The 25,942-nt window shown below is 65.8% G+C and carries 20 protein-coding genes; 11 read left to right on the plus strand and 9 right to left on the minus strand.

Annotated features, from left to right (window positions below):
* Nucleotides 1-3: 3 nt before the first annotated feature.
* Nucleotides 4-909: an ABC transporter permease gene (locus N3K63_RS00505; RefSeq protein WP_261578005.1), complete on the minus strand. Its 906-nt coding sequence runs from the start codon at nucleotides 907-909 to the stop codon at nucleotides 4-6.
* Between the two features lie 82 nt (nucleotides 910-991).
* Complete coding sequence (gene glf, locus N3K63_RS00510) at nucleotides 992-2,128, minus strand: UDP-galactopyranose mutase (RefSeq protein WP_261578006.1); 1,137 nt, start codon at nucleotides 2,126-2,128, stop codon at nucleotides 992-994.
* 160 nt (nucleotides 2,129-2,288) lie between these two features.
* Here glf and N3K63_RS00515 point away from each other — a divergent pair, with 160 nt between their 5' ends.
* From N3K63_RS00515 to N3K63_RS00550, 8 genes are all read left to right on the plus strand, one after another.
* Nucleotides 2,289-4,223, plus strand: a complete 1,935-nt coding sequence (locus N3K63_RS00515) for a DUF6541 family protein (RefSeq protein ID WP_261578007.1) — start codon at nucleotides 2,289-2,291, stop codon at nucleotides 4,221-4,223.
* Nucleotides 4,220-5,437 (plus strand): glycosyltransferase family 4 protein, encoded by a 1,218-nt coding sequence (locus N3K63_RS00520; protein WP_261578008.1) that lies wholly within the window; start codon nucleotides 4,220-4,222, stop codon nucleotides 5,435-5,437. Before N3K63_RS00515 ends, N3K63_RS00520 begins: the two co-directional genes overlap by 4 nt.
* On the plus strand, nucleotides 5,434-6,624 hold the full coding sequence (locus N3K63_RS00525) for a glycosyltransferase family 2 protein (RefSeq protein ID WP_261578009.1): 1,191 nt from the start codon (nucleotides 5,434-5,436) through the stop codon (nucleotides 6,622-6,624). The genes N3K63_RS00520 and N3K63_RS00525 overlap by 4 nt, the downstream gene beginning before the upstream one ends.
* 6 nt (nucleotides 6,625-6,630) lie before the next feature.
* Nucleotides 6,631-7,764, plus strand: coding sequence for a glycosyltransferase family 4 protein (locus tag N3K63_RS00530; protein ID WP_261578010.1), 1,134 nt, complete (start codon nucleotides 6,631-6,633; stop codon nucleotides 7,762-7,764).
* Nucleotides 7,757-8,995, plus strand: coding sequence for a lipopolysaccharide biosynthesis protein (locus tag N3K63_RS00535; RefSeq protein ID WP_261578011.1), 1,239 nt, complete (start codon nucleotides 7,757-7,759; stop codon nucleotides 8,993-8,995). The genes N3K63_RS00530 and N3K63_RS00535 overlap by 8 nt, the downstream gene beginning before the upstream one ends.
* Nucleotides 8,992-9,888, plus strand: coding sequence for a glycosyltransferase family 2 protein (locus N3K63_RS00540; RefSeq protein WP_261578012.1), 897 nt, complete (start codon nucleotides 8,992-8,994; stop codon nucleotides 9,886-9,888). The genes N3K63_RS00535 and N3K63_RS00540 overlap by 4 nt, the downstream gene beginning before the upstream one ends.
* Before the next feature lie 97 nt (nucleotides 9,889-9,985).
* On the plus strand, nucleotides 9,986-10,855 hold the full coding sequence (gene rfbA / locus N3K63_RS00545; protein WP_261578013.1) for a glucose-1-phosphate thymidylyltransferase RfbA: 870 nt from the start codon (nucleotides 9,986-9,988) through the stop codon (nucleotides 10,853-10,855).
* A 109-nt stretch (nucleotides 10,856-10,964) separates the two neighbouring features.
* Nucleotides 10,965-13,091: a glycosyltransferase family protein gene (locus N3K63_RS00550; RefSeq protein WP_261578014.1), complete on the plus strand. Its 2,127-nt coding sequence runs from the start codon at nucleotides 10,965-10,967 to the stop codon at nucleotides 13,089-13,091.
* Here the strand turns inward: N3K63_RS00550 and N3K63_RS00555 are convergent.
* Together N3K63_RS00555 and N3K63_RS00560 are read right to left on the minus strand one after the other, a co-directional pair.
* Nucleotides 13,088-15,022, minus strand: coding sequence for a rhamnan synthesis F family protein (locus tag N3K63_RS00555; protein ID WP_261578015.1), 1,935 nt, complete (start codon nucleotides 15,020-15,022; stop codon nucleotides 13,088-13,090). The genes N3K63_RS00550 and N3K63_RS00555 overlap by 4 nt on opposite strands.
* Nucleotides 15,019-16,920, minus strand: coding sequence for a rhamnan synthesis F family protein (locus N3K63_RS00560; RefSeq protein ID WP_261578016.1), 1,902 nt, complete (start codon nucleotides 16,918-16,920; stop codon nucleotides 15,019-15,021). The genes N3K63_RS00555 and N3K63_RS00560 overlap by 4 nt, the downstream gene beginning before the upstream one ends.
* A gap of 118 nt (nucleotides 16,921-17,038) precedes the next feature.
* On the opposite strand from N3K63_RS00560, the gene rfbB reads away from it, so the two are divergent.
* From rfbB to N3K63_RS00575, 3 genes are read left to right on the plus strand one after another with little or no spacing between them, the layout of a single operon-like run.
* Entirely contained in the window at nucleotides 17,039-18,037 is a 999-nt protein-coding gene (gene rfbB, locus N3K63_RS00565) for a dTDP-glucose 4,6-dehydratase (protein ID WP_261578017.1), read from the plus strand.
* 5 nt (nucleotides 18,038-18,042) lie between these two features.
* Complete coding sequence (locus tag N3K63_RS00570) at nucleotides 18,043-19,461, plus strand: bifunctional dTDP-4-dehydrorhamnose 3,5-epimerase family protein/NAD(P)-dependent oxidoreductase (protein WP_261578018.1); 1,419 nt, start codon at nucleotides 18,043-18,045, stop codon at nucleotides 19,459-19,461.
* 45 nt (nucleotides 19,462-19,506) lie between these two features.
* The gene (locus N3K63_RS00575) at nucleotides 19,507-19,932 is read left to right on the plus strand and encodes a GtrA family protein (RefSeq protein ID WP_261578019.1); all 426 of its coding nucleotides are present in this window, start codon (nucleotides 19,507-19,509) and stop codon (nucleotides 19,930-19,932) included.
* On the opposite strand, the gene N3K63_RS00580 is transcribed toward N3K63_RS00575, so the two are convergent.
* The 5 genes from N3K63_RS00580 to N3K63_RS00600 are packed head-to-tail and all read right to left on the minus strand — an operon-like array spanning nucleotide 19,878 to nucleotide 25,788.
* Entirely contained in the window at nucleotides 19,878-20,315 is a 438-nt protein-coding gene (locus N3K63_RS00580; RefSeq protein WP_261578020.1) for a DUF2304 domain-containing protein, read from the minus strand. The genes N3K63_RS00575 and N3K63_RS00580 overlap by 55 nt on opposite strands.
* Complete coding sequence (locus N3K63_RS00585) at nucleotides 20,312-21,043, minus strand: glycosyltransferase family 2 protein (protein ID WP_261578021.1); 732 nt, start codon at nucleotides 21,041-21,043, stop codon at nucleotides 20,312-20,314. Before N3K63_RS00585 ends, N3K63_RS00580 begins: the two co-directional genes overlap by 4 nt.
* Nucleotides 21,044-21,089: 46 nt before the next feature.
* Entirely contained in the window at nucleotides 21,090-23,108 is a 2,019-nt protein-coding gene (locus N3K63_RS00590; RefSeq protein WP_261578022.1) for a DUF7657 domain-containing protein, read from the minus strand.
* A 35-nt stretch (nucleotides 23,109-23,143) separates the two neighbouring features.
* Nucleotides 23,144-25,513 carry a hypothetical protein gene (locus tag N3K63_RS00595; RefSeq protein ID WP_261578023.1) on the minus strand — a complete coding sequence of 790 codons (2,370 nt, stop codon included), beginning with the start codon at nucleotides 25,511-25,513 and terminating at the stop codon, nucleotides 23,144-23,146.
* The gene (locus N3K63_RS00600; RefSeq protein WP_261578024.1) at nucleotides 25,510-25,788 is read right to left on the minus strand and encodes a hypothetical protein; all 279 of its coding nucleotides are present in this window, start codon (nucleotides 25,786-25,788) and stop codon (nucleotides 25,510-25,512) included. Before N3K63_RS00600 ends, N3K63_RS00595 begins: the two co-directional genes overlap by 4 nt.
* Between the last annotated feature and the right edge of the window lie 154 nt (nucleotides 25,789-25,942).

Raw genomic sequence — 25,942 nt, forward strand, 5'->3', positions numbered from 1 at the left:
CGGTCACAGCTCCTGCGCGAAGTTTCCTTGAAGGCGCGTGAAGACGCGCTGGCAGATCCACAGAAGGACCAGACCCACGGCGAAGGCGATCGCCATCCTCAGGGCCAGGCCGGGCGGGTAATCGGCCGGTGTGCCCGCAACCCAGAATGCACGGTGGAAGCCGAGCACGGCCAGCGTGAGCGGACTATTCGTGTAGACCTCGAGCAACCACGCGGGAAAGTTGAACTGTTGGAACACGGAATTCACCATCGTCCAGCTGTACACGATGGGCGAGGCCCACATGGCCAGCATGAGCACGACCTGGGTGAGGTACTGCACATCGCGCAGGTAGACGTTCAACGCTGACAGCAGCAACCCGGTCGCCATGCCGTAGACGATGATCAGGGCCACGGAAGGGAAGAAGTACAGCAGACCCGCCGTCAGCGGAGGCGAGCCCAGCAGGAAGCATGCCACGATGAGCACGACCAGCTGGACGAGAAAGGTGAACATCGCTGACCCGATGCTGGCCAGCGGGAAGATCTCGCGCGGCACGTAGACCTTCTTGACCAGCCCGGAGTTGGCGACGATGGACCCCGTCGATCCGGAAAGCATCTCCGAGAAGAACGCGTAAATGGTCAGTCCCGAGAAGATGTAGATCGCGAACTCGGGGATGCCGCGCGCCGCACCCAGGAACTGACCCATCACCACGTAGTAGACCGTGAGCTGGACGATCGGATTGATCAAGACCCACAACAGTCCGAGAACGCTGTCCTTGTAGCGCGCTTTGATGTCGCGACGAACGAGCAGGGTGAGCAGTTGACGGTGCGACAGCACCTCGGCGATAGAGGCCCAGAAACCGCTGCCGGCCGTGATCGGCGACAGGGGTGCGCGCGACAGCCGCTCGAACCTCGTTTGTGCGTCTTCTAGCACCAGCTGTGTCCATTCCTTTGCGCCGACTCAATATAGCTACCGCACACGGGCAGCAAGCCGCGGCGTCCTGGGTGCTCGGCCATCACGCGAGCTGGTTGTTCCACATCGACAGCGCGGCGCCGATGGCCATGTGCATGTCGAGGTACTGGTAGGTGCCCAGACGACCACCGAACAGCACATCCTTCTCCCCCTTGGCGAGGTCGCGGTACGCGAGCAGGCCCGAGCGGTCGGCCGGGGTGTTCACCGGGTAGTACGGCTCGTCGGCGCGCGTTGCGAAACGGGAGTACTCGCGCACGATCACCGTCTTGTCGGTCGGGTACCGGTCGGCGCGCTCAGGGTGGAAGTGCTTGAACTCGTGGATGCGCGTGTAGGGCACATCGGCATCCGCGTAGTTCATCACGCTCGTGCCCTGGAAGTCGGCGATGTCGAGTACTTCCTGCTCGAAGTCGAGCGTGCGCCAGCCGAGCTCGCCTTCGGCGTAGTCGAAGTAGCGGTCGACCGGCCCCGTGTAGACGATCGGGGTCTGGCCGACGGTGTCGCGCTTGTTGAGCGGCTGCGACTCGTCGAAGAAGTCCACGTCGAGCTTCACGTCGATGTTGGGGTGGTCGGCCATGCGCTCGAGCCACGCGGTGTACCCGTCGACCGGGAGACCTTCCCAGGTGTCGTTGAAGTATCGGTTGTCGTAGGTGTAGCGCACCGGCAGGCGGCTGATGATGTCAGCCGACAGCTCGGTCGGGTCGGTCTGCCACTGCTTGGCGGTGTAGTCGCGGATGAACGCCTCGTAAAGGGGACGGCCGATCAGCCCGATGCCGCGCTCTTCGAGGTTCTGGGCCTGCTTCGGATCGAACTCGCCTGCGAGCTCGTGCACGAGCGCGCGCGCCTCGGCCGGCGTGTACGCCGCCTGGAAGAACTGGTTGATCGTGCCGAGGTTGATCGGCAGCGGGAACACCACGCCCTTGTGGGTCGTGTAGACCCGGTGCACATAGTTCGTGAACGACGTGAAGCGGTTGACGTACTCCCACACGGTGGCGTTGGAGGTGTGGAAGAGGTGGGCGCCGTACTTGTGGACCTCGATGCCCGTGGTCGGCTCGTCCTCGGTGTAGGCGTTGCCGCCGATGTGGGGACGGCGGTCGATGACGGTGACCTTGCGGCCCGCGGCCGCGGCGCGCTCGGCGATCGTGAGGCCGAAGAAGCCGGAGCCGACGATGAGGAGATCCATGTGTCCACTTCCGTGACGCGCGAAAGCGCAGAGCGATGAATGACAGAGCCGCACATGAGTCTACGTGCGCACTCTCTCACTGCCTGGGAGTCGCGACCGTGCTGCGCAGGAAGCGTCCATTACCATTGCAAGCTGGCGTCATTCGAGAAGGTGGAACACGATGATCCAGGAATGGTACGTCGCGTTGCTCCCTCTGCTCATCGCGACGCTCGCGTTCGTCGTACCCGGTCTCGCGGTGATCATCGCAGGTTGGGGAACGTCCCGCATCTCGCTGTTGTTCCTCGCGCCCGCGGTGTCGACGGCGCTGTTGGCGGTCTCGGCGACCATCGCCCCCGTGGTCGGAATGGCCTGGTCTGCACTCCCGTTGGTGATCCTGACGGCCGTGGCCGCCGTCGCGGCCTACGGGCTTCGCCGGTGGGCGGGCAGGGACGCTCCCCCACGCCGGCTCGGATGGCCCCGGATCATCGCACCCGTCGCAGCCTTCCTCGTCGCAGCCGCCATCATCGGCGCTCAGCTAGCGTGGGCGTTCGGTCGCCCCGACAACATTTCGCAGACCTTCGACGCGATCGTGCATGTGAATACGGCGGCTTTCGCAGTCGACACGACGAACGCATCCGCCTTCCACATCGGAGCCACCTCCGACATTCCGTTCTATCCGAACGCCTGGCACAGCCTGGTCTCCCTGGCGGCACTGATGACAGGGGTGTCGACACCGGTCGCGGTGAGTGCCGCGAACATCGCCATCGGAGCGATCGCGTGGCCGGCCTCCTGCATCGCCCTGGCAGGAGCGCTCTTCCGGGGGCGGACGGCAGCGCTGGTGAGCGCCGCCGCTCTGTCGACGGGATTCGGGGCGTTCCCGATGCTTCTGCTCTTCTTCGGTGTCCTCTACCCCAACCTTGCCGCCTACGCCGTCCTGCCGGCCGGAATCGCGGTCGTGGTCTGGCTCTTGAGATCTACCTCTGCACGGGAAGCGACCCTCTGGTCGACTCTGCTGGCGGTCATCGGCGTGGGGATCGGCCTCGCGCATCCGAACGCATTCCTCGCCCTGTTCGCGTTCGGAGCGTCGCTCGCGATCCTGGAGTTCGCGGCCCGCATGCTGCGTGACCGCACCCGCCGGTCGGTCGTGATCCACGCGAGCCTGATCGTCGTGCTGCTCGTGGTCGGCGCCGGGCTCTGGCGGTTCGGGCGCACGAACTACGACATGTCGCGCTGGGGGCCGTGGCAGAGCACCGCGCAAGCCATGGGGGAAGCACTGTTGCTCTCGCCACGCGCGTATCCGATCACGGTAACCGTGTCGATCCTCACCCTCCTCGGCCTCGTCGCGATCATCCGACGCCCGCGGCTGTACCCCCTCGTCGTTCCCTACGCCATCGCGTCCTTCATGTTCGTCCTCGTGTCAGGCACCGGGGTGAACAATCTCCTCCGCGAGATGGTGACGAACCCGTGGTACAACGACTCCTTCCGGCTCGCGGCCCTGCTGCCGGTAGCGGGCATCCCGGTGGCCACGTTGGGCGCTCTCACCGTCGTCGATCTGTCCCGACGGGCGCTCGCACGGTGGAACTCCCCGAAGGGTGTGGCCGTCGTCGCGACCGTCATCGGCGTGGCGGTGCTCTTCTCCGTCGGAGTGGGGCCCAACGTGCTCAGGGTGGCAGCCGACACCCGCAGCGCGTACGCGATGACCTCGACCTCGCCGCTGCTCACCAGCGAGGAGCAGACTCTGCTCGAACGCCTCGACCGCACAACAGCGGCCGACGCGCTCATCGCCGGCAGTCCGTGGACAGGCGCATCGCTCGCCTATGCGATCGGCAACCGCCAGGTGGTCGAGAAGCATGTGTTCGGCACTCGAGACGATGACGAGATCTATCTCGATGAGAACCTCCGCAACATCGATACGGACCCTCGCGTATGCGCCGCGATAAATGAGATCGGCGTCGACTACGTGCTCGACTTCGGGACCCAGAACGTGTGGAACAACCCGGCGGCTTCCGCCGACCGCGACGGCATTCAGGGCCTTCCTCCCACTGAGTCGCTCGCCCTGGTGGATTCCGAGGGACCGGCCGCGAAGCTCTACCGAGTCGTGGGATGCACGCAGTGACCGGTCCCCGCCCGGTCGCCGTCGCCTACGACTGCCTCTTTCCCTATACGACCGGCGGCGGCGAGCGCCAGTATCGCGGATTCGCTGAAGCGCTCGTCGACCGCGGATGCACGGTGGAGTATCTGACGGCGCAGCAGTGGGAACGAGGCGCTGCACCGAACGAGCGTTTCACCGTGACGGCGATCACCCCGCCGCTGAAGCTCTACGATTCCGGTGGGGTGCGGCGCATCACCGCTGCCGCTCGCTTCGCGATGGCACTCTTCTGGAACCTGAGGCGCCGCAGACATGATTTCTCAGCGCTCCTGGTGAGTGGGCTGCCTGTGCTGAACGTCTTCGCGGCGCGTCTCGCTCTCCTCGGGTCGCGGACGCCGCTCGTTGTCGACTACCTCGAAGTGTGGGGGCGCCGCCAGTGGATCGAGTATTCCGGTCACGTCACGGGGACCCTGGCCTGGGTCCTTCAGAAGCTCGCAATCGCCATGACTCCGGTCGCGTCATGCCATTCCCAGCTCAGCGCGCGGCGGCTGCGCGCAGAGGGCTTCCGCCGAGAAGTCCTCGTCAGCCCCGGACTGATCGACGAGAAGGCGACCGGCACGACATCGATCGTGACCACCCCCAGCACCCCCCCGTTCGTGCTCTACGCCGGACGGCACATCCCTGACAAACGCGTCGAATCCCTGCCGGCGGCCGTCGCCGTCGCACGTCGGTCGATTCCCGATCTGAGGCTCGTCATCCTGGGAACCGGCCCCAGCACACCGGCGATCGAGGCCGCCGTCGCAGATGTCGAGGGCGAGACATGGACCGACCTCCCAGGGTTCGTGTCTGATGCCGAACTCGACGGGCTCATGCGATCGGCGTCCGTGCTCGTCAATCCGTCGCGCCGCGAAGGATACGGACTCGTCGTGGTGGAGGCAGCAGCCGCCGGCACGCCGATCGTGCTCGTCGACGACGATTCGAACGCGGCGACCGAACTGGTCACCGTGGGGGTCAACGGCGCGATCGCGCCCGACATCGGCCCGGCGTCGCTGGGAACCAGCATCGCCGAGGTGATCACCGCCGGCACACCGCTGCGCGCGCGCACCCGCGAGTGGTACGCCGACGCCGTGCAGAACAAAACCATCGGGCGCACTGTCGACGGCATCCTCGCCGCATTCGAACGCGCTCGTCATCAGCCGAGTGGGGCGCAGCAAGCCGCTCCCAGGGAAGGACACCTGTGAACAATCAGCCCGAGATCGAGCTGACGATCCTCATGCCCTGCCTCAACGAGGCGGAGACACTCGAGGTCTGCATCCGCAAGGCGCAGGGCTTCCTCGAGCGCTCCGGGGTCGACGGAGAGGTGCTGATCTCCGACAATGGCAGCACCGACGGCTCCCAGGAGATTGCGGCGAGGCTGGGCGCGCGCGTCTCGGCTGCGAGTCGCCGCGGCTACGGCGCGGCTCTGATCAACGGGATCGAGGCCGCCCGCGGTCGGTACATCATCATGGCCGACGCGGATGACAGCTACGACTTCGAGAATCTCGAGCCGTTCGTGGAGCGACTGCGCGCGGGGGCCGACCTCGTCATGGGAAACCGATTCGCGGGCGGGATCGCACCGGGCGCCATGCCCCCCTTGCACAAGTACCTCGGCAATCCCGTGCTGTCGGCTATCGGTCAGCTCTTCTTCCGCCCCAACGTCCGCGACTTCCATTGCGGTCTCCGCGGTTTCAACCGAGACCGGATGCGTGAGCTGGGACTGCAGACGACGGGGATGGAGTTCGCCTCCGAGATGGTCGTGAAGGCCTCGCTCGCGCGATACCGCATCGAAGAAGTCCCGACCACCCTGAAGAAGGACGGCCGGTCCCGCCCGCCCCACCTTCGCAGCTGGCACGATGGCTGGCGCCATCTGCGCTTCCTCCTCCTGTTCGCCCCGCGCTGGCTGTTCGTCTACCCGGGGATCGTCGCGTTCTTCCTGGGCGCGATCACCGTCGCCGTGCTCGCGTTCGGGGGCGTTCAGATCGCCGGTATCGGTTTCGACGTCACCACCATGGTGTACGCCAGCGCACTGTGCATCTTGGGTTACCAAGCGCTGCTGTTCTTCTGGCTCACCAAGTTGTACGCCACCCAGGAAGGCTTCCTCCCGACGAGCCCGCGGTACCGAGCGATCGTCGCGAAGTGGTCAGCCGAGCGCGGCCTCCTCATCGGGCTCGCGATCTTCCTCCTGGGCGTCGTGATCGGCGTCGTCCAGGTGGTGCGGTGGGGAAGCATCGACTTCGGGGCACAGGATGCCGCGCAGGCAGTCCGGATCGCGATCCCCAGCGCGCTCGGAATCATGCTCGGGTTCCAGACGGTGATGATGAGCTTCTTCTCGGGCGTCCTCACCACTCCTCGTCGCGAGCAAAGACCTGACGCGATCATCGAGAGCTGACAGCGGATGCGCATACTCGTCGATCTGTTGGGCTTCACCGGCGGGCGCGGCGGCACGGAGACCTACGTTCGCGAGCTCCTCCCCCGTCTAGCCACCGTCCTGGCTGACGCCGAACTCATCGTCGTGACCGGGCGCGCCGGTTCGGAACACGTCCGCGAGTTCTTCCCTGGCCGGATCGAGACTGTGCCCTGGGTCGGTGCCGACCGGGCGACCTGGGCGCTCGGGGAGATCGCCGCGGTCATCCCTACCGCGCGCCGTGTCGGCGCCGACCTCATATGGTCGCCCGCCAACTTCGGTCCCCTTCGCCGCGGGCCCGTGCGGCGAGTCGTCTCGGTGCACGACGTCATCTATCACGAGGTGAGGGGTGCAGGGCTCTCCGCTCTGCCTCGCAAGATCACCGCGTGGCTGATGACACGCACAGCGCGCAGCGCGCACAAGGTCCTCACGGTGTCCGACGCCGCAGCGGCGTCGATCTCTTCTCACCTCGCTCTCCCTCGCACGCGCATCGCCGTGGTACACAACGGCAGCACACCCGCCCGGCCGGTTCAAGACCCCGCGGCGGCTCTTGCGACTCTCGACCTCCCCGCTGGGCGTCCGATTGTCCTCAGCGCCGGCAATAGGATGCCGCACAAGAACTTCCTCGGGCTCCTCGACGCGCTGTCCAGCATCGCCCCCGCAGATCGCCCGCTGAGCGTCCTGGTGGGGGGTGGCGACGATGATCCGCTGCGGCCGGCCGTCGCCGCGCGCGGACTGGAAGCTGACGTCGTGCTGCCGGGATGGGTCTCAGCGGAGGAGCTGGCAGCGCTCTACGCCGTAGCAACGGTGTACGCGTGCCCCTCTTTGACGGAAGGGTTCGGTCTTCCTGTCGTCGACGCCATGCGCGCAGGGTGCCTCGTCATCGCCAATGACATACCGGTGCTGCGCGAGGTGGGCGGCGACAACGCCTTCTATGCCGACGCGCGTGACCCTGAGAGCTTCGGCGCCGCGCTCTCGCGCGTTCTCATGATCGACGATCACGAGAAAGATGTCCGGCGCGCGGCGGGCCGGTCGTGGTCTGAGAGGTTCAGCTGGGACGCAGCGGCGCTCGGGGTCGCGGCCGTTCTGCGATCAGCGACAGAGGGAGAGACTGCGGGTGCCTGAAGCGAACACGCTCCGCGGCCGCCTGTTCGGGTTCACACTGATCCCGGCGATAGCTGCGGTTTCGCCTCTTGTCGTTCTGCCGGCTGTCTCCCGCTCGGCCGGCGACGACGGGTGGGCCAGCGCGGTCGCGGGCGAGTCCGTGGGCACGTTCATCGCGATCGCCGTCGCCTACGGGTGGACGACGGTCGGCCCGGCGCTGGTCGCCGGCGCGAGCGATGACGTCCGTCGGGGGCGACTGTATCGTGACGCCGTCGTGGTGCGTTTGATCACGTCGGCCTTCGCCCTCCCCCTTCTCGTGGTCCTGTGTGCGCTCGTCGCTGCTCCCGGACACGCGCTCCTCGCGTCGCTGATGGGGTTGCAGGGAGCTCTCATCGGATTGTCGTTCACGTGGTTCGCGGTCGGTGTCGGCGACCCCCGTGCGATTCTCTTTTTCGATGCCGTCCCGCGGCTGGCAGTGGCCGTCGTGGCGATGCTGGCGATCGTCAATGGTGCCCCCGTCGAGGTCTATCCTCTTGCCGGCATCGTTGTCACTCTCGTCGGCACGACCGTCTATACGCTGAACCTCCTGCGGCGCTACCCCTCCGCATGGCCCTCGATGCGCGAACTACCGACGCTTTTCCGGTGGGGAGCTCCGGTCGCACTCAACGATGCTGCCCTGGGTGCCTACTCGTCGGTCCCGATGCCCCTGGTGAACACGATTTCCTCCGGCGCCACCGCAGCCGGATTCGCCTCGGCGGACAAGCTGGCCAAACTCGGTCAGTTCCTGCCGCTCACGCTGGCCAATGCGTTGCAAGCGTGGACGGCTGAGGCCCACGAGGACCAACGTGCACGACGATTGCGGATCGCGCTCGTCATGCACGGCTCGTTCGGCGCTGTCGGGATGGTGGTTCTCGGGCTGACGGGTCCCCTCGTCACCACGCTGTTCTTCGGGGCGCACGCTGGTGCATCGATGGGGGTCTGCTTCGCGCTGGGCGCCGCCTTCGCCATGTATTCGCTCCGCACGTCGATGACACGCCACGTTCTCTTCCCCGCAGCCCGCCAGAAGACGGTCATGTGGGCGACTCTCACCGCAACGGCCGCGGGAGTGCCCGCCATGCTCGTCGGCGCGTGGGCGTTCGGCCCTCTCGGGGTCGCGATCGGCTACGCGCTCACGGAAGCCATCTCGACGGTCCTTCTGGCCCAGCCCACGCGGCGCGCCTTCCATCGACTGGTGAGCGAGGTGGCCCCGTGATCGAACCGATGCTCTTCGTGGTTTCCACCCTCGGGCGCATCTCCGCCCTCGAAGATCTTCTGGCCAGCATCACGCCCCAGCTCCGCTCCGACGATCGCCTCGTCATCGTTGCGCAGCGTCGCGTCGACGAGGTGCATCGGATCGTCGCGCAGTGGGAACCCCGATCGGCGGGAGAGATCCGTGTGGTGAGCTCGGAACTCGGGGCCTCTCTCGGCCGCAACACGGGAGCCAGACGCGGCACGGACGGCCGTACCGACCCTCTCACGATGTTCCCCAACGACACCACCACGTTTCCGCCCGGCAGTGTCGATGCCATCCGCAGCGCCTTCCGAGGTCGCGCCGCCGGTGCCGTCCATGTGATGACCCCCGCGGGCCCGAGGTTCGAGCTCCCCCCGGCGGGCACTCCACTCAGCACGCGGACAGTCTGGTCGGTCATCGAGATGGGCCTGGTCATACGCCTGAGCCTGTTCCGTGAGCTCGGCGGGTTCGACGAGAACATCGGCACCGGCGCGCCCACCCCCTGGCAGGCAGGAGAAGTGACCGACTTGCTGATGCGGCTTGTGACGCGCCGCCCGAGTGAGGGCGCAGCGTTCGTGTGGACCCACATCGTCGGCGCCCACGTCTGCGGAATCGACGAGACCGAGGGCCTCAGCCGCGCGGAGAGCAAGCGAAAGCTCCGGGCGTACGGGCGGGGAGTGGGGCATGTGTACCGCATCCATCCCTTCCCCCGATGGCAACGGTGGGGTTTCGTGCTCGCCGGGTGGGCGATCGGGTTGCGGCGGTCCAGCGACTATCGCCTCGCAGATGGCGGGACCGCGTTCCTCGGCCGTTTGGAGGGCGTGTGCGGGCGCACCTGGGGTCGGGACGCCTCATCTCGCGCCGTCTCGCGATGATCGACGGCACGCGCACGAGCCGGGTCGCTCGGGGGCACGGGTCACCCACCCGCCTCGCGATCAGGCCTGACGGCATGGTCTGGCAGGATTGGACCTCATGAAGGGCATCATTCTCGCCGGCGGCTCGGGCACGCGACTGCATCCGATCACTCTGGGCGTCTCCAAGCAGCTGATCCCGGTGTACGACAAGCCGATGGTCTACTACCCGCTGTCCACGTTGATGCTCGCGGGCATCCGCGACATCCTCGTGATCACCACCCCGCACGACGCACCATTCTTCGAGCGCCTGCTCGGCGATGGTTCGCAGTTCGGCATCTCCCTCAGCTTCGCTCAGCAGCCGTCGCCCGACGGCCTCGCTCAGGCCTTCACCATCGGGGCCGACTTCATCGGAGACGACACGGTCGCCCTCGTCCTCGGCGACAACCTCCTCTACGGGCCCGGACTCGGCTCGCAGCTCAAGCGCTACGCCGACGTCGACGGCGGGGCCGTGTTCGCGTATTGGGTGGCTGAACCGTCCGCCTATGGCGTGGTCGAATTCGACGAGGCGGGTCGCGCCGTATCGCTCGAGGAGAAGCCGTCGCAGCCCAAGAGCAATTACGCCGTCCCCGGCCTGTACTTCTACGACAACGACGTCATCGAGATCGCGCGAGGTCTTCAGCCCTCCCCTCGAGGAGAGTACGAGATCACCGATATCAATCGTGCATACCTCGAGTCCGGAAAGCTGCAGGTCGAAGTGCTGCCGCGCGGAACCGCGTGGCTCGACACCGGCACGTTCGATCAGATGACCGACGCGGCCGACTATGTGCGCACGATGGAGCGACGCACAGCGTTGCGCATCGGCGTGCCGGAGGAAGTCGCGTGGCGGCAGGGTTTCCTCACCGACGACGAGCTGCGCGCTCGCGCGGCCACGCTGGTCAAGTCCGGCTACGGCACCTACCTGCTCGAGGTTCTCGAGCGCGGTCGGTGACCGGCGGGTGAGCCCGAACGCCGCGAGCCTGAATCGCGCGCTACGCCAGACCCTCTCATCGGCGCGCTCTCGGGTGCGCTCGCTGAGGACATCGCCGTGGGCGGGAGCGATGATCCGCGCCGCCGACCGATGGTGGTGGGGCCACGTGATTCGACGAGCGGACGTCGTCGATCTCGCCGTGGTGAACCTCCAACTTCCTGGTCTCAGCACCCGCGCGGCGATCCGCCATTACGTGCGCGGCGGGTTTCGGGACGGCTTCACGCTCAACCCCCTCTTCTCCGAGCAGATGGTGTCCATGCAGCTCTCGGATGCCGGTAGGGTTCCGGCCCTGTACGCCTACCTGGTCAACGACAGGCAGCGCGTCCAAACGAGCCTGCTCTGGGATGCCCCGGAGCATTCCGCCGCCGCGCCGGAGTCCCGTGACGACGCTGCCGGCCCGCTCGGTCACGCCTGGCGTCGGCTTCTGGCCGGCGGACCGATCGACTTCGGACATCGAGATCACCGCACTGCGTCGCGCCACGCCGAGATCCTCGATCTCGTCGCCAGGGCTCTCGTCCTCAGCCGCAAAGACGATCTGACGAGCATCCCCCGGCATCTCGATGACGAGGCCGTCCTGGTGTGGCAACTGGCCGAGGACGAACGCGACATCGCCCTCTCCCTCAAGGGAGCCGCCAGCGCGACGGATCAGTTGGGCGCCCGGCTCGTGATCGGGGTGTCAGGCGACCGCCCTGACGCGTGGGTTCCCGCAGTCGCGATGAGCGACGCGTGCGGGGGCGTGGTCACAACGCTTCGGGATGCCGGAGCGGCACGGCGATTCCTGTCGTCCATCCAGGAGTCGATGGCGGCGGGCTCACGCCTCACCGTGCGTGGGCCCGGGGTCGAGGTCACGGTTTCGAGCATTCTTCTCCTCGCTCGTGCGACCGGAGCGGAGTTGACGTCACCTCTGGTTCTCGACGCCGACGGCGTCCTCATCAACGCCGGGTACATGCACAGCGACGGGGCTCTGCGTCCACTTCTGGCGGGCCACCCCGCCGAAGACGCGTGCGCGCTCGGCCGCGAAGTGCGCGTAGACGCCATCTCGACGACGACGTTCGCGCAGACCATCACGCCGGGACGCCGCCCGGAGTCAGCGTCCGTGCTGACGGATTCCTGGATCATCGCCGCGCCCCACGGCCGGTCCGGGCTCCCCCGAGAGGTGCTGGCGGTGGCGCGGCGGGCTCCGCGGCACGCCGAGGATCTTCTCGCATCCATCGGGCTGCGGAGGGCGCGCGAGTCGTCGACGAGACTCGAGCGCGCGCCCGCGCTCGGCCATAGTGAAACGCCGCGTCTGCGCTGGGCGATAAAGACCGCAGCCCCCGCCGGTCTCGGCGCTGAATGGTGGGGAGACACCCACTTCGCTCGAGGCCTGGCCGCCGCGCTGCGCGAGCTCGGCCAGGACGTGGTCATCGACTCCATCGGCGCGAGAGATCGCCCGTCGCATCATCTCGACGACGTGGAGCTGGTGCTCCGCGGCCCGGAGGCGATCGCACCCCACACGCACGCCACCTCGCTCATGTGGATCATCAGTCACCCCGATCAGATCGCTCCCGACGAGACAGCGCAATTCGATCATGTCTTCGCCGCGTCCGAGAGCTGGGCTCGCTACGCACGCCCCACGCTCGGCGCGATCGAGACTCTCCTGCAGTGCACGGATGCGCGCCAGTTCCATCCGACCGGTGTTGCGAACTCCGACCGCATCGTCTTCGTCGGAACCGCGCGCGGCATCCCGCGGCCCTCGGTGATCGAGCCGATCCGCGCCGGTTTCGAGGTGGACGTGATCGGGCCGGACTGGACGGGATGGATACCAGCATCTTCCGTGGTGGCCACCGGGATCTCCAACACCGAGCTACCCGCGCTGTATGAGAGTGCGCACGTCGTGCTCAACGATCATTGGCCGGCCATGCAGCGTGCCGGCTTCGTGTCCAACCGCCTCTTCGATGTGGTCGCCGCCGGCGGCCGGGCGATCAGCGACAGCGTAGACGGAATCGACGAACTTTTCGGCGGCATGGTGCAGACCTACGAAACGATCCCCGAACTGCTCACGCTTCTGTCCAGGGACCCGCACGAGCTGTTCCCCCAGGGTGACATCGCGACTGCGATCTCAAGAGCTGTGCGAGAACAGCACTCATTCGATGCTCGCGCGGCCACCCTCCTGCGAACGGCACTCGCGATTCGGGCCGGATCCGACAGAATCTAACGTCGCCGGACCGAGCGCACGGCACGGCGGACACGACGACGCCACCGCACCCAACGGTCGTAGGCAGCGAGAATCTTTCGCTCGTCGCCTTGACGGTGCAGTCTCGCGTAGACGGTGAGGAAATCTCGGAACGTCCCCCATTCGAACACGCCCGCTCGTCGCAGGAACTCGATCTGCTCCATCGTGGACACCGGCGGAAGCGTCACAGAGATCTGGTCGAAGTTGTAATCGAGAGCGGTGTAGCTGACCGCCATGTAGTCCGCAGAGGCGACCGTCCGCGAGTGATAGCCTGCTTCGCCCGCGACGTAAACCGGAGTGCGCTCGAGAATGTGCGCCAGGCCGCCGTCCTTGTACGCCTCGACGCCACCGAACTGCTCGTAGTCCCAGGGCTCCTCAACGAGACGGCGTAGTGCAGAGGGACGGGCCACGAACATGGAACCGTAGGGAGCGAGCGGAGTTCCCTCGTCGACCGGCACTCGGATGTTGAGTCGCTCCGTGAGCTCGATGAAACCCGGCTTGTTCGCCCACCACCCGTGGCCGAGAGTCGGGTGACCGATGTGGATGACCGGCGGAAACACGAGCCCGAGGCCCGACTCGCGTTGGAACAGCGAGATGAGGTTAGCCGCATACCCCGCGCTCGGGAGCAGGTTGTCGAGCTGCTGAAGTTTGAAGTGTCGACCGACATTGTCGGAGTCCTGCGGAGTCTTCTTCGAATGCAGTTTCACCACGAGGTCATACCCCCCGTGGAGGAGTTCCTCGCGGCACCCGATCAAGAAGGCCGCTTGATCGCGACCGTTGTTGGAGGGCAGCACGCGCACCTCGACCGCTCCTCGTGGGGCTCGAGGTGCGAGATGCGAGCGGATCAGCTGAGCGCGCCCCTCTTCGGGTGTCGTGACGATGAGGTCGTACGATCCCGGCAATCTGTCGACCCGGTCCATGATCTCGTCGGTCATTTCGGGGTAGTAGATGTGAGCCACCACGAGGGTGCGCAGCGGACGTGCAGGATCATAAGAGCCCGCGTCATCGTCAGCCAGCACCTCGAGCATGGCCGCGTCGGTATTGAGAGTCTGGGGCTCGACGTTCCGAGCGAGATCCTGATAGATGAGCTCCATCGGATACCCGTTCCTCTCGGCCGCATCCAGCGTCCACCGACCGATCACCGCCAACCTGTCCATGAACGGCGGCCACTGGAAGAAGGGCCGTCGCTTCAGCGTCGGGCACCCCGCTTCGATCAGCTGCTCGGCATAGAGAACGGCATTGTTCTCGATCTTGTCGGTCAGGCTCGGGAAGGCGACTTCCGCGACGAAGCCGAGCTCGACGAACTTCTCGGTGAACACCGCCTCGTGCTTGCTCACGGCATCCGAGTAACTGTCGAGCGCGGGCAGGTCCCGCCAGTACGCACGCCACTCCTCTGAGAGGACCATGTCGCGGCGAACGGCCATCCAGTACGACTGCAGATGGTAGGCGAGGTACTCCTCTCCCGTGAAGGGATGGGGCTCGACTCGGGGATGGTCGGTCATCCCCCAGAAATGCAGCGGTCGGCGATCCATTCGCTCGAACAGTGGCGCGAAGTCACCGATGGGGCCGAACCAGGTGTCGTTCGCGAGGACGATCTCGTCCCATCGTCGCAGACGATCGCCGAGGTGCTCCAGCCCCTCCTTGTAACCCGTGATGTCGAATCCACGGTTCTCACGGACAAGGATCTCGTCGGACACCGGTTCCAGAACAGCGCGACCGGCGTCGGTCAAATGCCCATTCACGACGACGAGTACGTGGTCGCAGTGATCGCGAAGCTTCTCCAGCGCGTAGGGAATGTACGCTTCGACATCCCCGCGCCGGTCATAAACCACGTAGATGAGAGCCCGCTTCCCACCGGCGGGGAACTCGGAGGCCGAGCGTGCGGGAAAACTGACGAGCTCTGCCGTTTTCATGCGGATTCCTTCCGACGCGGCGACCGCCCAGGACGAAGTTGACGGAGCGCGCCGACGACCCGATGGCCTCGCCGCGCGAAATAGTAGAGGGGCAGGAGCCGCCGGGCGAGACCGAAGTGGTTGAGACGGAGGTACATCCTCATGAGGGCGACCGGCCCACCGAAACCGGTCGCACCGGCAAGATGCAAGAACCGGATCTGATCCACCGGATAGCCACGCACCGACATCGACACTTGATCAGTCTTGAATTGCAGTGCGGTGTGGCTGATGCTGGCGTGCTCGGAAGTAAGGATCGTTCGGGAATGGAAGCCCGCTTCCGCGGCAGCCGACACGACGGTGCGCTCTTGCACGTGGGCCAACTCGCGCTCACGCTTACCGCGGCGATAGTCGGCGTGGCGCCAACGGTGCTCGGTCATGATCCGAAGGGCCTGGGGCCGTCCGATCCACATGCCGCCATACGGCGCCAGCGGGGACACCGCATCGACGGGGACGCGGATACCGAGGGTGTCGCGAAGGCGAGCGGCCGCACTCTCGAGCCCCGCCCAAGCGCGTCCCATCGTGCCGAAGCCGATATGCACCATAGGCGGGAAGACGAGGCCGAGCCCAGGTTCGCGCGCGAACATCTGCAGGACGTTTCTGACATACCCAGGACTGTTCAGAAGGTTCTCGAGCTGGTAGCGGCGTGAGTACCGGTTGAGATTCAGCGTCTTCCGCGGCGCCGGCCGATGGTGGAGCTTGACGACGATGTCGTGATCGCCGCTGAGCAGAACATCGCGGCACCCGACGAAGAAGTCGCTCATGTCCCGCCCCGGCCCCGGCGGCACGACGCGCACCTCGAGCGAACCGAATGCCAGATCCTCGCGCTCCTCGAACCGGCGTTGGATCGTCGCGGCCGTCATGCCGTCCGGCGCGGTAACGAGAAGGTCGTACCCGGCCGGAAGGTTTTCCATCGCGCGGAAGACCACGTCAAGGCCGGCGCCATCACTCACATGAAGGATCACGAGCAGCCGCAGAGATGTCGCGTCATCCGTCCCGGGCCGGGGACGATCGGGGATCACGTTGAAGAGACCCGCGTTCACATTCAGCGCCTTGGGCGGGACGGTGCGGGCAAGGCTCTGCCACACGAGGTCGCTTGAATACCCCAACTTCGCCATGGCAGCGACGGTCTCGCGCCCCACGACGGCGTGCTGGTCCAGCAGAGGCGGGAAAAGGCGGAATTGGGAGCGGGCCACGACCGGGCAGCCTGCATGCATCAAAGCGACAGCGCCGAACACCAACGGGTCGCCGGTGCGGAACTCGGCGGCGTGGAAGGCGTATGTCGTCGAGAGTCCGGACTCCGCCAGCGAGGGCAACAGCCGGTGCTCGGCATCGACATCGTCTCCGTCCAGCGTCTCCCAGAACGTTGCGAGAGCGCCGCTTCGCAGGGCACCGTCGCGAAGCACCGTCCAGACCCACGGCGCCTCGATCGCGGGAAACCCCTCACCGGGAAAGGACTCCGGCTGGTGGCGGTGGGAGTTCTCGACGAGCTGCCACGCGTCCCAGGACGAGTCCGCCATCCGCTCGAGGACCGGGCGGAAGTCGTTCACCGGACCGAACCAGGAGTCCCCGCTCAGGATGACTTCATCCGCGCCCCCGACGACGGCCTCTCTCGCGGAAAGCGCGACGCCGTAGTCGCTCGCCCGAAACGCGGAGGCCACCGGCGCGAACACGGCATCGCTGACGTCGCGCAGGCGCGCGCGGTCGACCGCTTCGACCGAGCGGGGCGCGATGACAATCACATCGTCCATCAGAGGACGCAGTTGAGTGAGGGCGAAGATGACCTGGTCATCAACCGTGGGCCGCGATCCTTCGATCGCGTAGATGAGACGGCGCCGGGGGTGTTCGACAGGCTCAACCATCGTGTCGCACTCTCCGTTCATGCCCGAAAACAACAGGCCTCAGGATTCTATCCGCCGATCGGCTCGGGGAACTTCGAGCTGCTTCGGTCAGCGACGGTGAGAACGGTAACCTGGGGAGGTGTCCCAGCTTCTTGTGACCGGCGGCGCCGGGTTCATCGGTTCGAATTTCGTCCACCATGTGATCGCGAACACCGATCACGAGGTGATCGTTCTCGACAAGCTCACCTACGCGGGCAATGCCGCGTCGCTGGCGGGGCTGCCTGAACACCGGGTGCGGCTGGTTCAGGGGGACATCGCCGACGCGCCGCTGGTCGATGACCTGTTCTCCCAGGTCGACTCCGTCGTCCACTACGCCGCAGAATCCCACAACGACAACTCCCTGAGCGATCCGCGTCCGTTCCTCGACACGAACATCGTCGGAACATACACGTTGCTCGAAGCAGCGCGCGCGCACGATGTGCGGTTCCACCACATCTCCACGGACGAGGTCTACGGCGATCTCGAACTCGACGACCCCGAGCGCTTCACCGAGAGCACGCCGTACAACCCGTCGTCTCCGTACTCGTCGACGAAAGCCGGGTCCGACCTGCTGGTGCGAGCCTGGGTCCGGTCTTTCGGTGTGCGGGCGACCATCAGCAATTGCTCGAACAACTACGGCCCCTATCAGCACGTCGAGAAGTTCATCCCGCGCCAGATCACCAATGTCCTGCGCGGCATCCGCCCCAAGCTTTACGGCACGGGTGAGAACGTCCGGGACTGGATCCACGCTGATGACCATTCCTCGGCGGTCTTGACCATCCTTGAGAAGGGGACGCTAGGCGAGACCTACCTCATCGGGGCCGACGGAGAGAAGGACAACAAGGCGGTCGTCGAACTCATCCTCCGGCTCAGCGACCTCCCCACCGATGCCTACGACCACGTCAGCGACCGCCCCGGACACGACTTGCGTTACGCGATCGATTCCACCAAGTTGCGCACGGAACTCGGCTGGGCACCGCGCTACCGCGACTTCGAAGCAGGGCTGGCAGCGACCATCGAGTGGTATCGCGAGAACGAGTCGTGGTGGGCGCCCGCGAAAGACGGCGTCGAGGCCTTCTACGCCTCGAAGGGGCAGTGAGGGACGTGTCGATCGAGTTCGGCAAGCACCTCTCCGTCACACAGACCCCCATCCCGGGTCTCATCGTCATCGACCTCCCGGTTCACGGCGATGAACGCGGCTGGTTCAAGGAGAACTGGCAGCGGGAGAAGATGACGGGGCCGGGCATCGAGCTTCCCGATTTCGGACCCGTGCAGAACAACATCTCCTTCAACGATGCGGTTGGTACAACACGGGGAATTCACGCGGAGCCGTGGGACAAGTACGTCTCGGTGGCCTGCGGAAGCATCTTCGGCGCGTGGGTGGATCTGCGTGAGGGCCCGACGTTCGGGGCGGTGTACTCGGCCCGGATCGATGCATCACGGGCGGTGTTCGTCCCGCGCGGCGTCGGCAATGCCTACCAGACGCTGGAGCCCGACACCGCCTACACATACCTGGTGAATGACCACTGGTCACCGGATGCGTCCTACACGTTTCTGAATCTCGCCGACGAGACGGCAGCCATCGACTGGCCGATCCCGCTCGATCAGGTCACCATCAGCGAGAAAGACAAAGGCCACCCGCGGCTGGCCGACGTCGTGCCGATGGCACCGAAGCGCATCCTCGTGACCGGTGCGAACGGGCAGCTGGGGAGAGCCCTCCGTGCCGAGTTCGGCGATCACGAGTGGATCGACTATGCCACGCGCGACGATCTTGATCTGACGGCACCCGATCTCGCGTCGACCCGTCGGTGGCGTGACTACGGCACCATCATCAATGCGGCCGCTTACACCAAGGTCGATCTCGCCGAAACCCCCGCAGGGCGAGCGGAAGCCTGGGCAGCCAACGTCACCGCGGTCTCCGCTCTGGCACGCATCGCGACGGACAACGACATCACCCTCGTGCACGTCTCGAGCGACTACGTCTTCGACGGCGGAAGCGATACTGGTTACGGCGAGGGCGACGAGGTGTCACCGCTGGGTGTCTACGGGCAGACGAAAGCCGCCGGCGACGCTGTGATCTCGGTCGTGCCCCGTCACTACATCTTGCGCACCAGCTGGGTCATCGGTGACGGCAAGAACTTCGTGCGGACGATGGCGTCACTGGCGGAACGAGGAGTGTCCCCGAAGGTGGTCGACGACCAGTGGGGGCGCCTGACGTTCGCATCCGAGATCGCGCGGGCCATCCGGCACCTCCTCGACAGTGGGTCCGACTACGGCATCTACAACGTCTCCGGCGGTGGTGCGACCATGTCCTGGTACGAGATCGCACGAGAGGTGTTCCGCATGACGGGCGCGCCGGACGGGCTGGTGAGTGGGGTCTCGACCGAGGTGTACTTCGCCGACAGCACACTGCCGGTCGCACCCCGGCCCACCCACAGCACTCTGAATTTGAGCAAGCTGGAAGACACCGGCTTCACGCCGCGGGATGCCGCACACTCTCTCGCCGCATACCTGGATGTGTGACATCTCGCGGGAGCTGGCGCAGGGCCGACAGACGGTGTCGGCGGCATGAGGTCCCTCGCCCGCTGGTTGCGCACATCGGTCCTCGTGCGATATCTCCTGGTCGGCGGCCTCTCCTTCCTCATCGACATCGGACTGCTCGCGCTCCTCCACGAGATTTTCCGGGTGCCCTTGTTCGTCGCTACTCCGGCTGCGTTCCTGCTGAGCTTCGGGATCACGTACGTGCTCCAGCGCACCCTGACATTCACCACGCGCACCGGCTGGGGGGCCAGCAGCATCAAGTACGCGCTGCTCGTCGCCTTCAACACCGTCGCGACGACGGCTATCGTCGCCGTGACGGCGGGATGGGGCTGGCCGTGGGAGGTGGGGAAGGTGATCGCGGTGGCGTCGACCACCGTGTGGAACTATTTCGGCTACCGCTACTGGATCTTTCCGCCGTCTGAGCCATCGGGTTCCCCGGAAGCGTCGCTCTGAAGCGTCGGCTCGTGCGTCGACGGTGCCGGATCACGAGCTGCATCTCGGCGCATCAGCATCTCGACCTGCGAACGGAGAATGGCGGTCTCTTCTGCGACGCGCCGGATCTCGTCCTCGGCTCGTGACAGCTCCCAGGACAGATGCAGCGCGACGCCGACCAGGAGCACAATCGAGAGCGCGAAGATCAGGTTGGCGGGAACCTCGACGCCGAGGAGGCTGGTGAGTTCCAGGAGCAGCCCGGGGAAGATCGAGATGATCAGGAGCGCGAGACCGATGACGAGCCACAGGGTCGCATATTTCTCCCCCAACTGACGCTTGAGCAGCAGGGTGATGATGATCGCGAGCACGACGACCGCGAAGATGATTCCAGCGAGGATGATCATTTTGCACCGTGGCCCTCTGCCGATGGACCTCGCATCAGGGCCAAGCTCAACGCGAATACCGAACGCAGGAGATACACTGCCGCCCCGAACGGGTTCTGGCTGGGACGACCGTACGCCCTCGGACGCATCGCCACCGGCACCTGCGTGACCTTCAGTCCTGCGTGTACAGCGCTCACGAGTGAGTCGACTGTGTCCCCCAGGTATTCCGCGGGGTAGTAGCGGACGTACTGCGCGATAGCCGAACGGTTCGCTGCTCGGAACCCGCTCGTGACGTCGGTGAGTTGCGTGCGCGCGACCCTGGACAGCACCGCAGCCAGCAGACGCATCGCCCATCGACGTGGCCCCCGCGCCGAATAGTCTCCGACGTCCGCGAAGCGTGCTCCGATGGAGATGTCCGCGACCTCGAGTCCGTCCAGCACCGCGGCGATATCCCGGGGATTGTGCTGTCCATCCGCATCCACCTGTATCGCCTTGGCGTAGCCGTGGCGCTGGGCATATGTGAAACCGGTTCGCATCGCCCCTCCGACCCCCATGTTGAAGGGAAGGCTGAGGACGACGGCGCCGGCTTCTCGCGCCGCCTGCGCCGTGTCATCGCTGGACCCGTCGTCGACGACGACGATGTCCCAATCTTCGGGTTGGGCGCGGATCTCTCTGACGGTATTGCCGACGTTGGCAGCCTCGTTCCATGCCGGAACGATGACCAAAGTGCGCTCTCGTGCCGTCGACATCCTCAGTAGGATATCAGCGTCTCTCTGCCCCATTGCTCGGCCGCTGTCAGGGTGCAATCCCGTAGATGCGCATCGTGGTCGGACCTTCGTCGACGGTCTCCACGAGGTCGACGCATTCTCCCTCGAGGGTCACTTCGCTGAGAACCCATCGGACGTGTTTCTGTGCGAAATCGCTGCAGGGGTCGAATGTCATCTGGATCTGGTCCGGGGCAGGATTGCGCGGGTTGGGCTCACCGTCCCCCAGCACCCACGACGTCGTCGCGAGCCGATTCCAGATCTCCTCGTGCGCGCCCGACGGATCGATGGCATCCCACATCTCCTCCGAGGGGAAGCCTTGCACGCCATTGAAAGTACGCACCCCGGACTCTACGAGCATCATCGTGGGGAGCAGGGTGTTGCCGATTCCGACCCAGTTTCCGGGCTCAGACTGGTCGACGGCTTGCACGGCCTTCACCGATTCGGTCTCACGCAGATCCAGGACTCCGCTGTACACCGGGTTGACGACGGCGGATTGAGCGAGCGAGAGCACCAGCAGGCCACCGGCCGCAGCAGCGGCCCGGTCGCGCGCAAGAAGCCAGACGACGACGACGAGGCCGGCGGCGAACAGTGCGCCCAGCGCGATGTCACGCTTGGCCACCGCACCCCATAGGCCGTCACCGACCAACTCGTGCGCCTCCCAGACGACGAAGAGTATGGATGCTGCCGCAAGGCCGGCGCTGAGCATCGAAACGGCGAGCGGGGGCTTAGCCCCGGACGTCGGTCTGCGTCCGTCGAGACGCCAGATGCATACGACCACCATCACCATGCTGAGCACGCCAAAGCCGATCCGCATTCTCGAATAGGTCGTTCGATCGAGGAACAGGGCGTGCGCGAGCGCGTCCCAGCCGGGAATGAACAAAAAGGCGAACATGACAATCAGTGCCGCCAGGCACGCGATCGCGATCGCGTCCAGCCCCCCACCGCGGCGCCGACGCGACACGATCAGCCATATCAGCACGGGAACGAGGAACAGCCCCGGCAGGAAGAAGGTGGAGGCCTCCGACTCGTTGACCGTGAAGGGCTGTCCGTGGGTGTAACCGAGTCCGAAGGACAAGAAGCCAGACAGCAGCTGCGCGAACTGATTGCCGTCGGCCGAACCGACGCTTTGAAGCCGCTCGCCGGGATAGACGGTCTCGGTGAAGCCCCTGATCGTGTCGAACCGAGTGAGGATCCACACGAGCATCACGAGCAGCGCCGCGATCCCGGCGATGAGCAGCGGCAGGACCTGTCTGAACCGGCGCCAGCCGACGGCATCGCCGAATCGTCGATCGCAATAGGCGCCCACTGCGAACGCCGCGACGACCACGACGACCGGGATGATGAACGGGGCGTAGATTCCCATTCCCAGGGTGACGGTCGTGTAGCCGGTGAGTGCCGCGAGGATCCATCCCGCACGGCGCCGGGTTGACCGCAGACACCACACAACCGTCGTCAGCGCCAGGAAGCCCCAGACCGCGGGGTAAAGCGTGAGCGACAGATACCACCACTGGAAGAACGGAGAGAAGAAGAAGCCGGCCGCCAGAGTCGATGACAGGATGGGGCGCCGCGGCAGCAGCGAGACTGCGAACAGATAGACGGCGGCTATCACCGCCAAGCCCGGCAGCCACCATTTGAATGCCATGGCGTTGTCGAGGGGAAGAAAGAAGAACCCCAGAAGGTGCGGGCGGAAGGCGGTCGACCAGTCGGAGTTGGGAAGGTCGTTCTGCACGGTGGCGTCCATGCCCCCGGGGAAGGATTCATTGCGAGCGGGCAGACCCTGCTCGACTTGCGAGATCACCCAACTGGTCTGGACGAACCACTCGTCCGACCTGATGCCACGGGGCTGACCCGCGAGCAGGTCTGAGTCTGCGCCTTCCGCGATCTGTCCGTGCACCATCCCCGTCGAACTGCCGGTGATGCCTGCACCGACAAGACCGATGAACATCACGAGGAGGATCAGCAGCGGCACTGCCACGACACGGGCGTTCGGCAGCCCGTCGTCTCTCGGCTCCACGCTGCGACGCCACGTCTCGACGACGCCGCGCACTCGGAAGCCTTCGCGGGGCGATTGTCCGACCGCGGTCACGGCACCGTCACCTTCTGACATCCGAGGAGGGCATTCTGGCCCTGTCCGACGTTGATCCCGTAACTGCAGATGTCGTAGGCACCGGAGGCCAACTTCAGCGTCGTATCGATGCCATGGTTGGCTCCGGCCTCAGGGTAAACCGCTGCGACGTCGGGACGGGCGACGCCGGCGGCGGTCACCGTGTGACCGGCGCCGTTCACGTAGACGTGAACGGTCACGGGATCGGATGTGTCCGGATCGATGACCCAGCCACGCAGACGCACGCCATCGGAGAGGACCGTCGCATCCGTGCCACCGAACGGCGACATGTTCTTGACGGTGACGTCTGTGCACCCCAGCAATGCGTTGACGCCGGCCCCCACGTTGATGCCGTAGGCACAGATCGTGTGCGTCCCCGCGGCCAGCTTCACCGTGGCGTCGACGCCGTGACGCGATCCGTATCCGGGGTAAACGCGACCGACGTCGGCTCGCTCGATGTCGGCTCGGGTCACGCTTCCCACTCCGTCGATGTAATAGTGGACGGCGACAGGTTCGGTCGTGTCCGGATCGATCACCCAACCGCGAAGGCGCACGCTTTCTCCGCTCGCGGTTACATCGACGCCGCCGTACGGATTACCGGCCCGCACCTCCACGTCCTGACACCCGATCGTGGAGTTCGACCCCCATCCGACGTTGATTCCGTATGCGCACACCTGAGCACGACCCGCCGGTGCGGGAATATGTGAGTCGAATCCGCTTCGCAGAGCAGCCTGAGGATACTGCTGGATCACGTCAGGTCGATCGACGCTGGTGGTGAGAGGTGTCCCCGTAGCGCCGCGGTAGACGTGCACGGACATCGGCGCGGAAGTGTTGGGATCGACGACCCAACCTCGGACACGCAGCCCCCCCGGCTCTGCGTACGCCGTCTCCAGCGCTCCGACGGGGCTGGCTGAGCGCTCGACCTCCACCGTCGAGCAGCCCAGCAGCTTGTTGAATCCTAGACCCCGGTTGATTCCGTAGACGCAGACCTCATGACGACCGACCGCCGCCTCGAGTGATACGTCGATTCCGTGACGATCACCAAAGCCCGGAAAGGCTTGACCGACGTCAGGGCGAACGGCATCGGCTCGATGGATCGAACCGACACCATCGACGTACACGTGGATGTCCAAGGAATCGGTGGTGTCGGTGTCCAGCGTCCACCCGGTGATCCGCACGCCGCCCGGAATCGCTTCCGCGCCTGCCCCGCCGTAGGGCGACGCCGTCTCGATCCAGGTGGTCACGCAGCCGAAGTCCTTGTCGTAGCCCGGTCCGATGTTCTTCGCGACCACGCAGATTGTGTGATCGCCGCCGAGCGCCTCGAAAGTGCGACGGATTCCGTGTTTCGAGCCGTACCCCGGATACGCCGCCGCAACGTCCGGGCGTTCGTCGTCCGCAGCGAATGTCCCGAGGCTCTGACCGTCGAGGGTCGCCTCGACCCTCACAGCTTGCGATTGCGCATCGGGATCCAGAACCCAACCCAAGACAGTGAACTTGCCGCGCTCCACCTCGACATTGAACCCTCCGAACGGCGACCGCAGCTGCTGGCCGAACCAGTCGGTGAACAAGCGCCAGAAGTTGCGGTTGCCGTACGACGAGCATCTGTCACCAGTGCCGTAGAGGTTGTTCAGGGCTGCCGCGTTCGGCGTGTAAGGCGTGTAGATGTACAGCCCTGCGGTGGCCTGATTCTCGATGTACACCCGCTGCGTGCCGCAGTTACGGCTGGCATCGGGGTGGTACAGGATGGTGTTCCACCGTCCGGCCTGGTAGCCCCAGTTCGACGGCGTCAACCGATAGACCTCGTACTGTCGAGCCGCGTAGTAGACCTGATAGAAGAACCCCATGGTGGCGGGGTTGCAGGGCGCCGTGTCGGGGCATCCCTGACCCGTCGCCGCCGCGTACGCGCGCGCCTCAGGCGCAGACGACGTGACGAGCGACTGCTCCTTCTCCAAGAGGACCAGGAGCACCTGCTGGCTGATGCCGCAGGATCGGGCGACGTTGTCGATGATCTGGGCCGCGGTTTCGTTCTCGCGCCCCGTGTAGCCGTTGCAGTAGCGGTCGGCCGCGCGCGTGTCGGTGGTCTGGCGATAGTCCTTCAGGCAGGTGTATCCGGCCTTGCAGTTCTTCACCCGCGCATCGAGGAACTGCTGAACGGCAGCCGCGTCCATCGCATTGGAATTGTAGAAAGTGGCGTCATCGATGATGTTCCCGGGGTTGAAGTCCGAGGCCACAGCTGCGTTGGCAGCGGTCGTTGGAGCAACGATGGGCACGGCGACGACGAAACCGAGAATCAGAGCGAGGGTCCCGAGGGTCACTGCCAGCGCGCGGGCACCGCCACGGGCGCTCACGGAGCGGCCTGCACGGGAGTGACGGCGGATTCGGCGCGCGTCACGGCCGAGACGTAACGGACCTGGAATGTCGCGTCGTCCTGATCGACATCCGCCAGCGACACCCGCATCACTCCGCAGTAGGTGACGCCGTTGCCGGCGGTCCCCGTCACCGTGGACACCTCGGTCGCATCACGCAGTTCGAGCGAGCACTCCCCGTCCGACTCGCTCACTCCCTGGACCATCGCGGTCACCTCGAGCGCGCCGTCGATGACCTCCGCGCTGATCACCAGCACCTCCCCCTCTGCAGGGGTGATCGGCGATGATGCTGCCGGGGATGCAGTGGGCGAGATTCCGCTCGGTTCGAGCGTCGGGCTCGCCGTCTGCGACACCGACGGCGTCGAGGTGGTCTCCGAGGCGGGCGTCGGCGCGCAGGCACTCAGGGCCGCG

The organism is Microbacterium festucae (genome assembly GCF_025421715.1).
In the GTDB taxonomy this organism is placed as follows: Bacteria; Actinomycetota; Actinomycetes; order Actinomycetales; family Microbacteriaceae; genus Microbacterium; species Microbacterium festucae.

Excerpts from the sequence above, each read along its gene's own strand:
- N3K63_RS00555 (WP_261578015.1), bottom strand. The coding sequence starts at position 15,022 with ATGAAAACGGCAGAGCTCGTCAGTTTTCCCGCACGCTCGGCCTCCGAG.
- N3K63_RS00515 (WP_261578007.1), top strand. The coding sequence starts at position 2,289 with ATGATCCAGGAATGGTACGTCGCGTTGCTCCCTCTGCTCATCGCGACG.
- N3K63_RS00585 (WP_261578021.1), bottom strand. The coding sequence starts at position 21,043 with ATGTCGACGGCACGAGAGCGCACTTTGGTCATCGTTCCGGCATGGAAC.
- N3K63_RS00560 (WP_261578016.1), bottom strand. The coding sequence starts at position 16,920 with ATGGTTGAGCCTGTCGAACACCCCCGGCGCCGTCTCATCTACGCGATC.
- N3K63_RS00580 (WP_261578020.1), bottom strand. The coding sequence starts at position 20,315 with ATGATCATCCTCGCTGGAATCATCTTCGCGGTCGTCGTGCTCGCGATC.
- rfbA (WP_261578013.1), top strand. The coding sequence starts at position 9,986 with ATGAAGGGCATCATTCTCGCCGGCGGCTCGGGCACGCGACTGCATCCG.
- glf (WP_261578006.1), bottom strand. The coding sequence starts at position 2,128 with ATGGATCTCCTCATCGTCGGCTCCGGCTTCTTCGGCCTCACGATCGCC.
- N3K63_RS00575 (WP_261578019.1), top strand. The coding sequence starts at position 19,507 with ATGAGGTCCCTCGCCCGCTGGTTGCGCACATCGGTCCTCGTGCGATAT.
- N3K63_RS00530 (WP_261578010.1), top strand. The coding sequence starts at position 6,631 with ATGCGCATACTCGTCGATCTGTTGGGCTTCACCGGCGGGCGCGGCGGC.
- N3K63_RS00550 (WP_261578014.1), top strand. The coding sequence starts at position 10,965 with ATGATCCGCGCCGCCGACCGATGGTGGTGGGGCCACGTGATTCGACGA.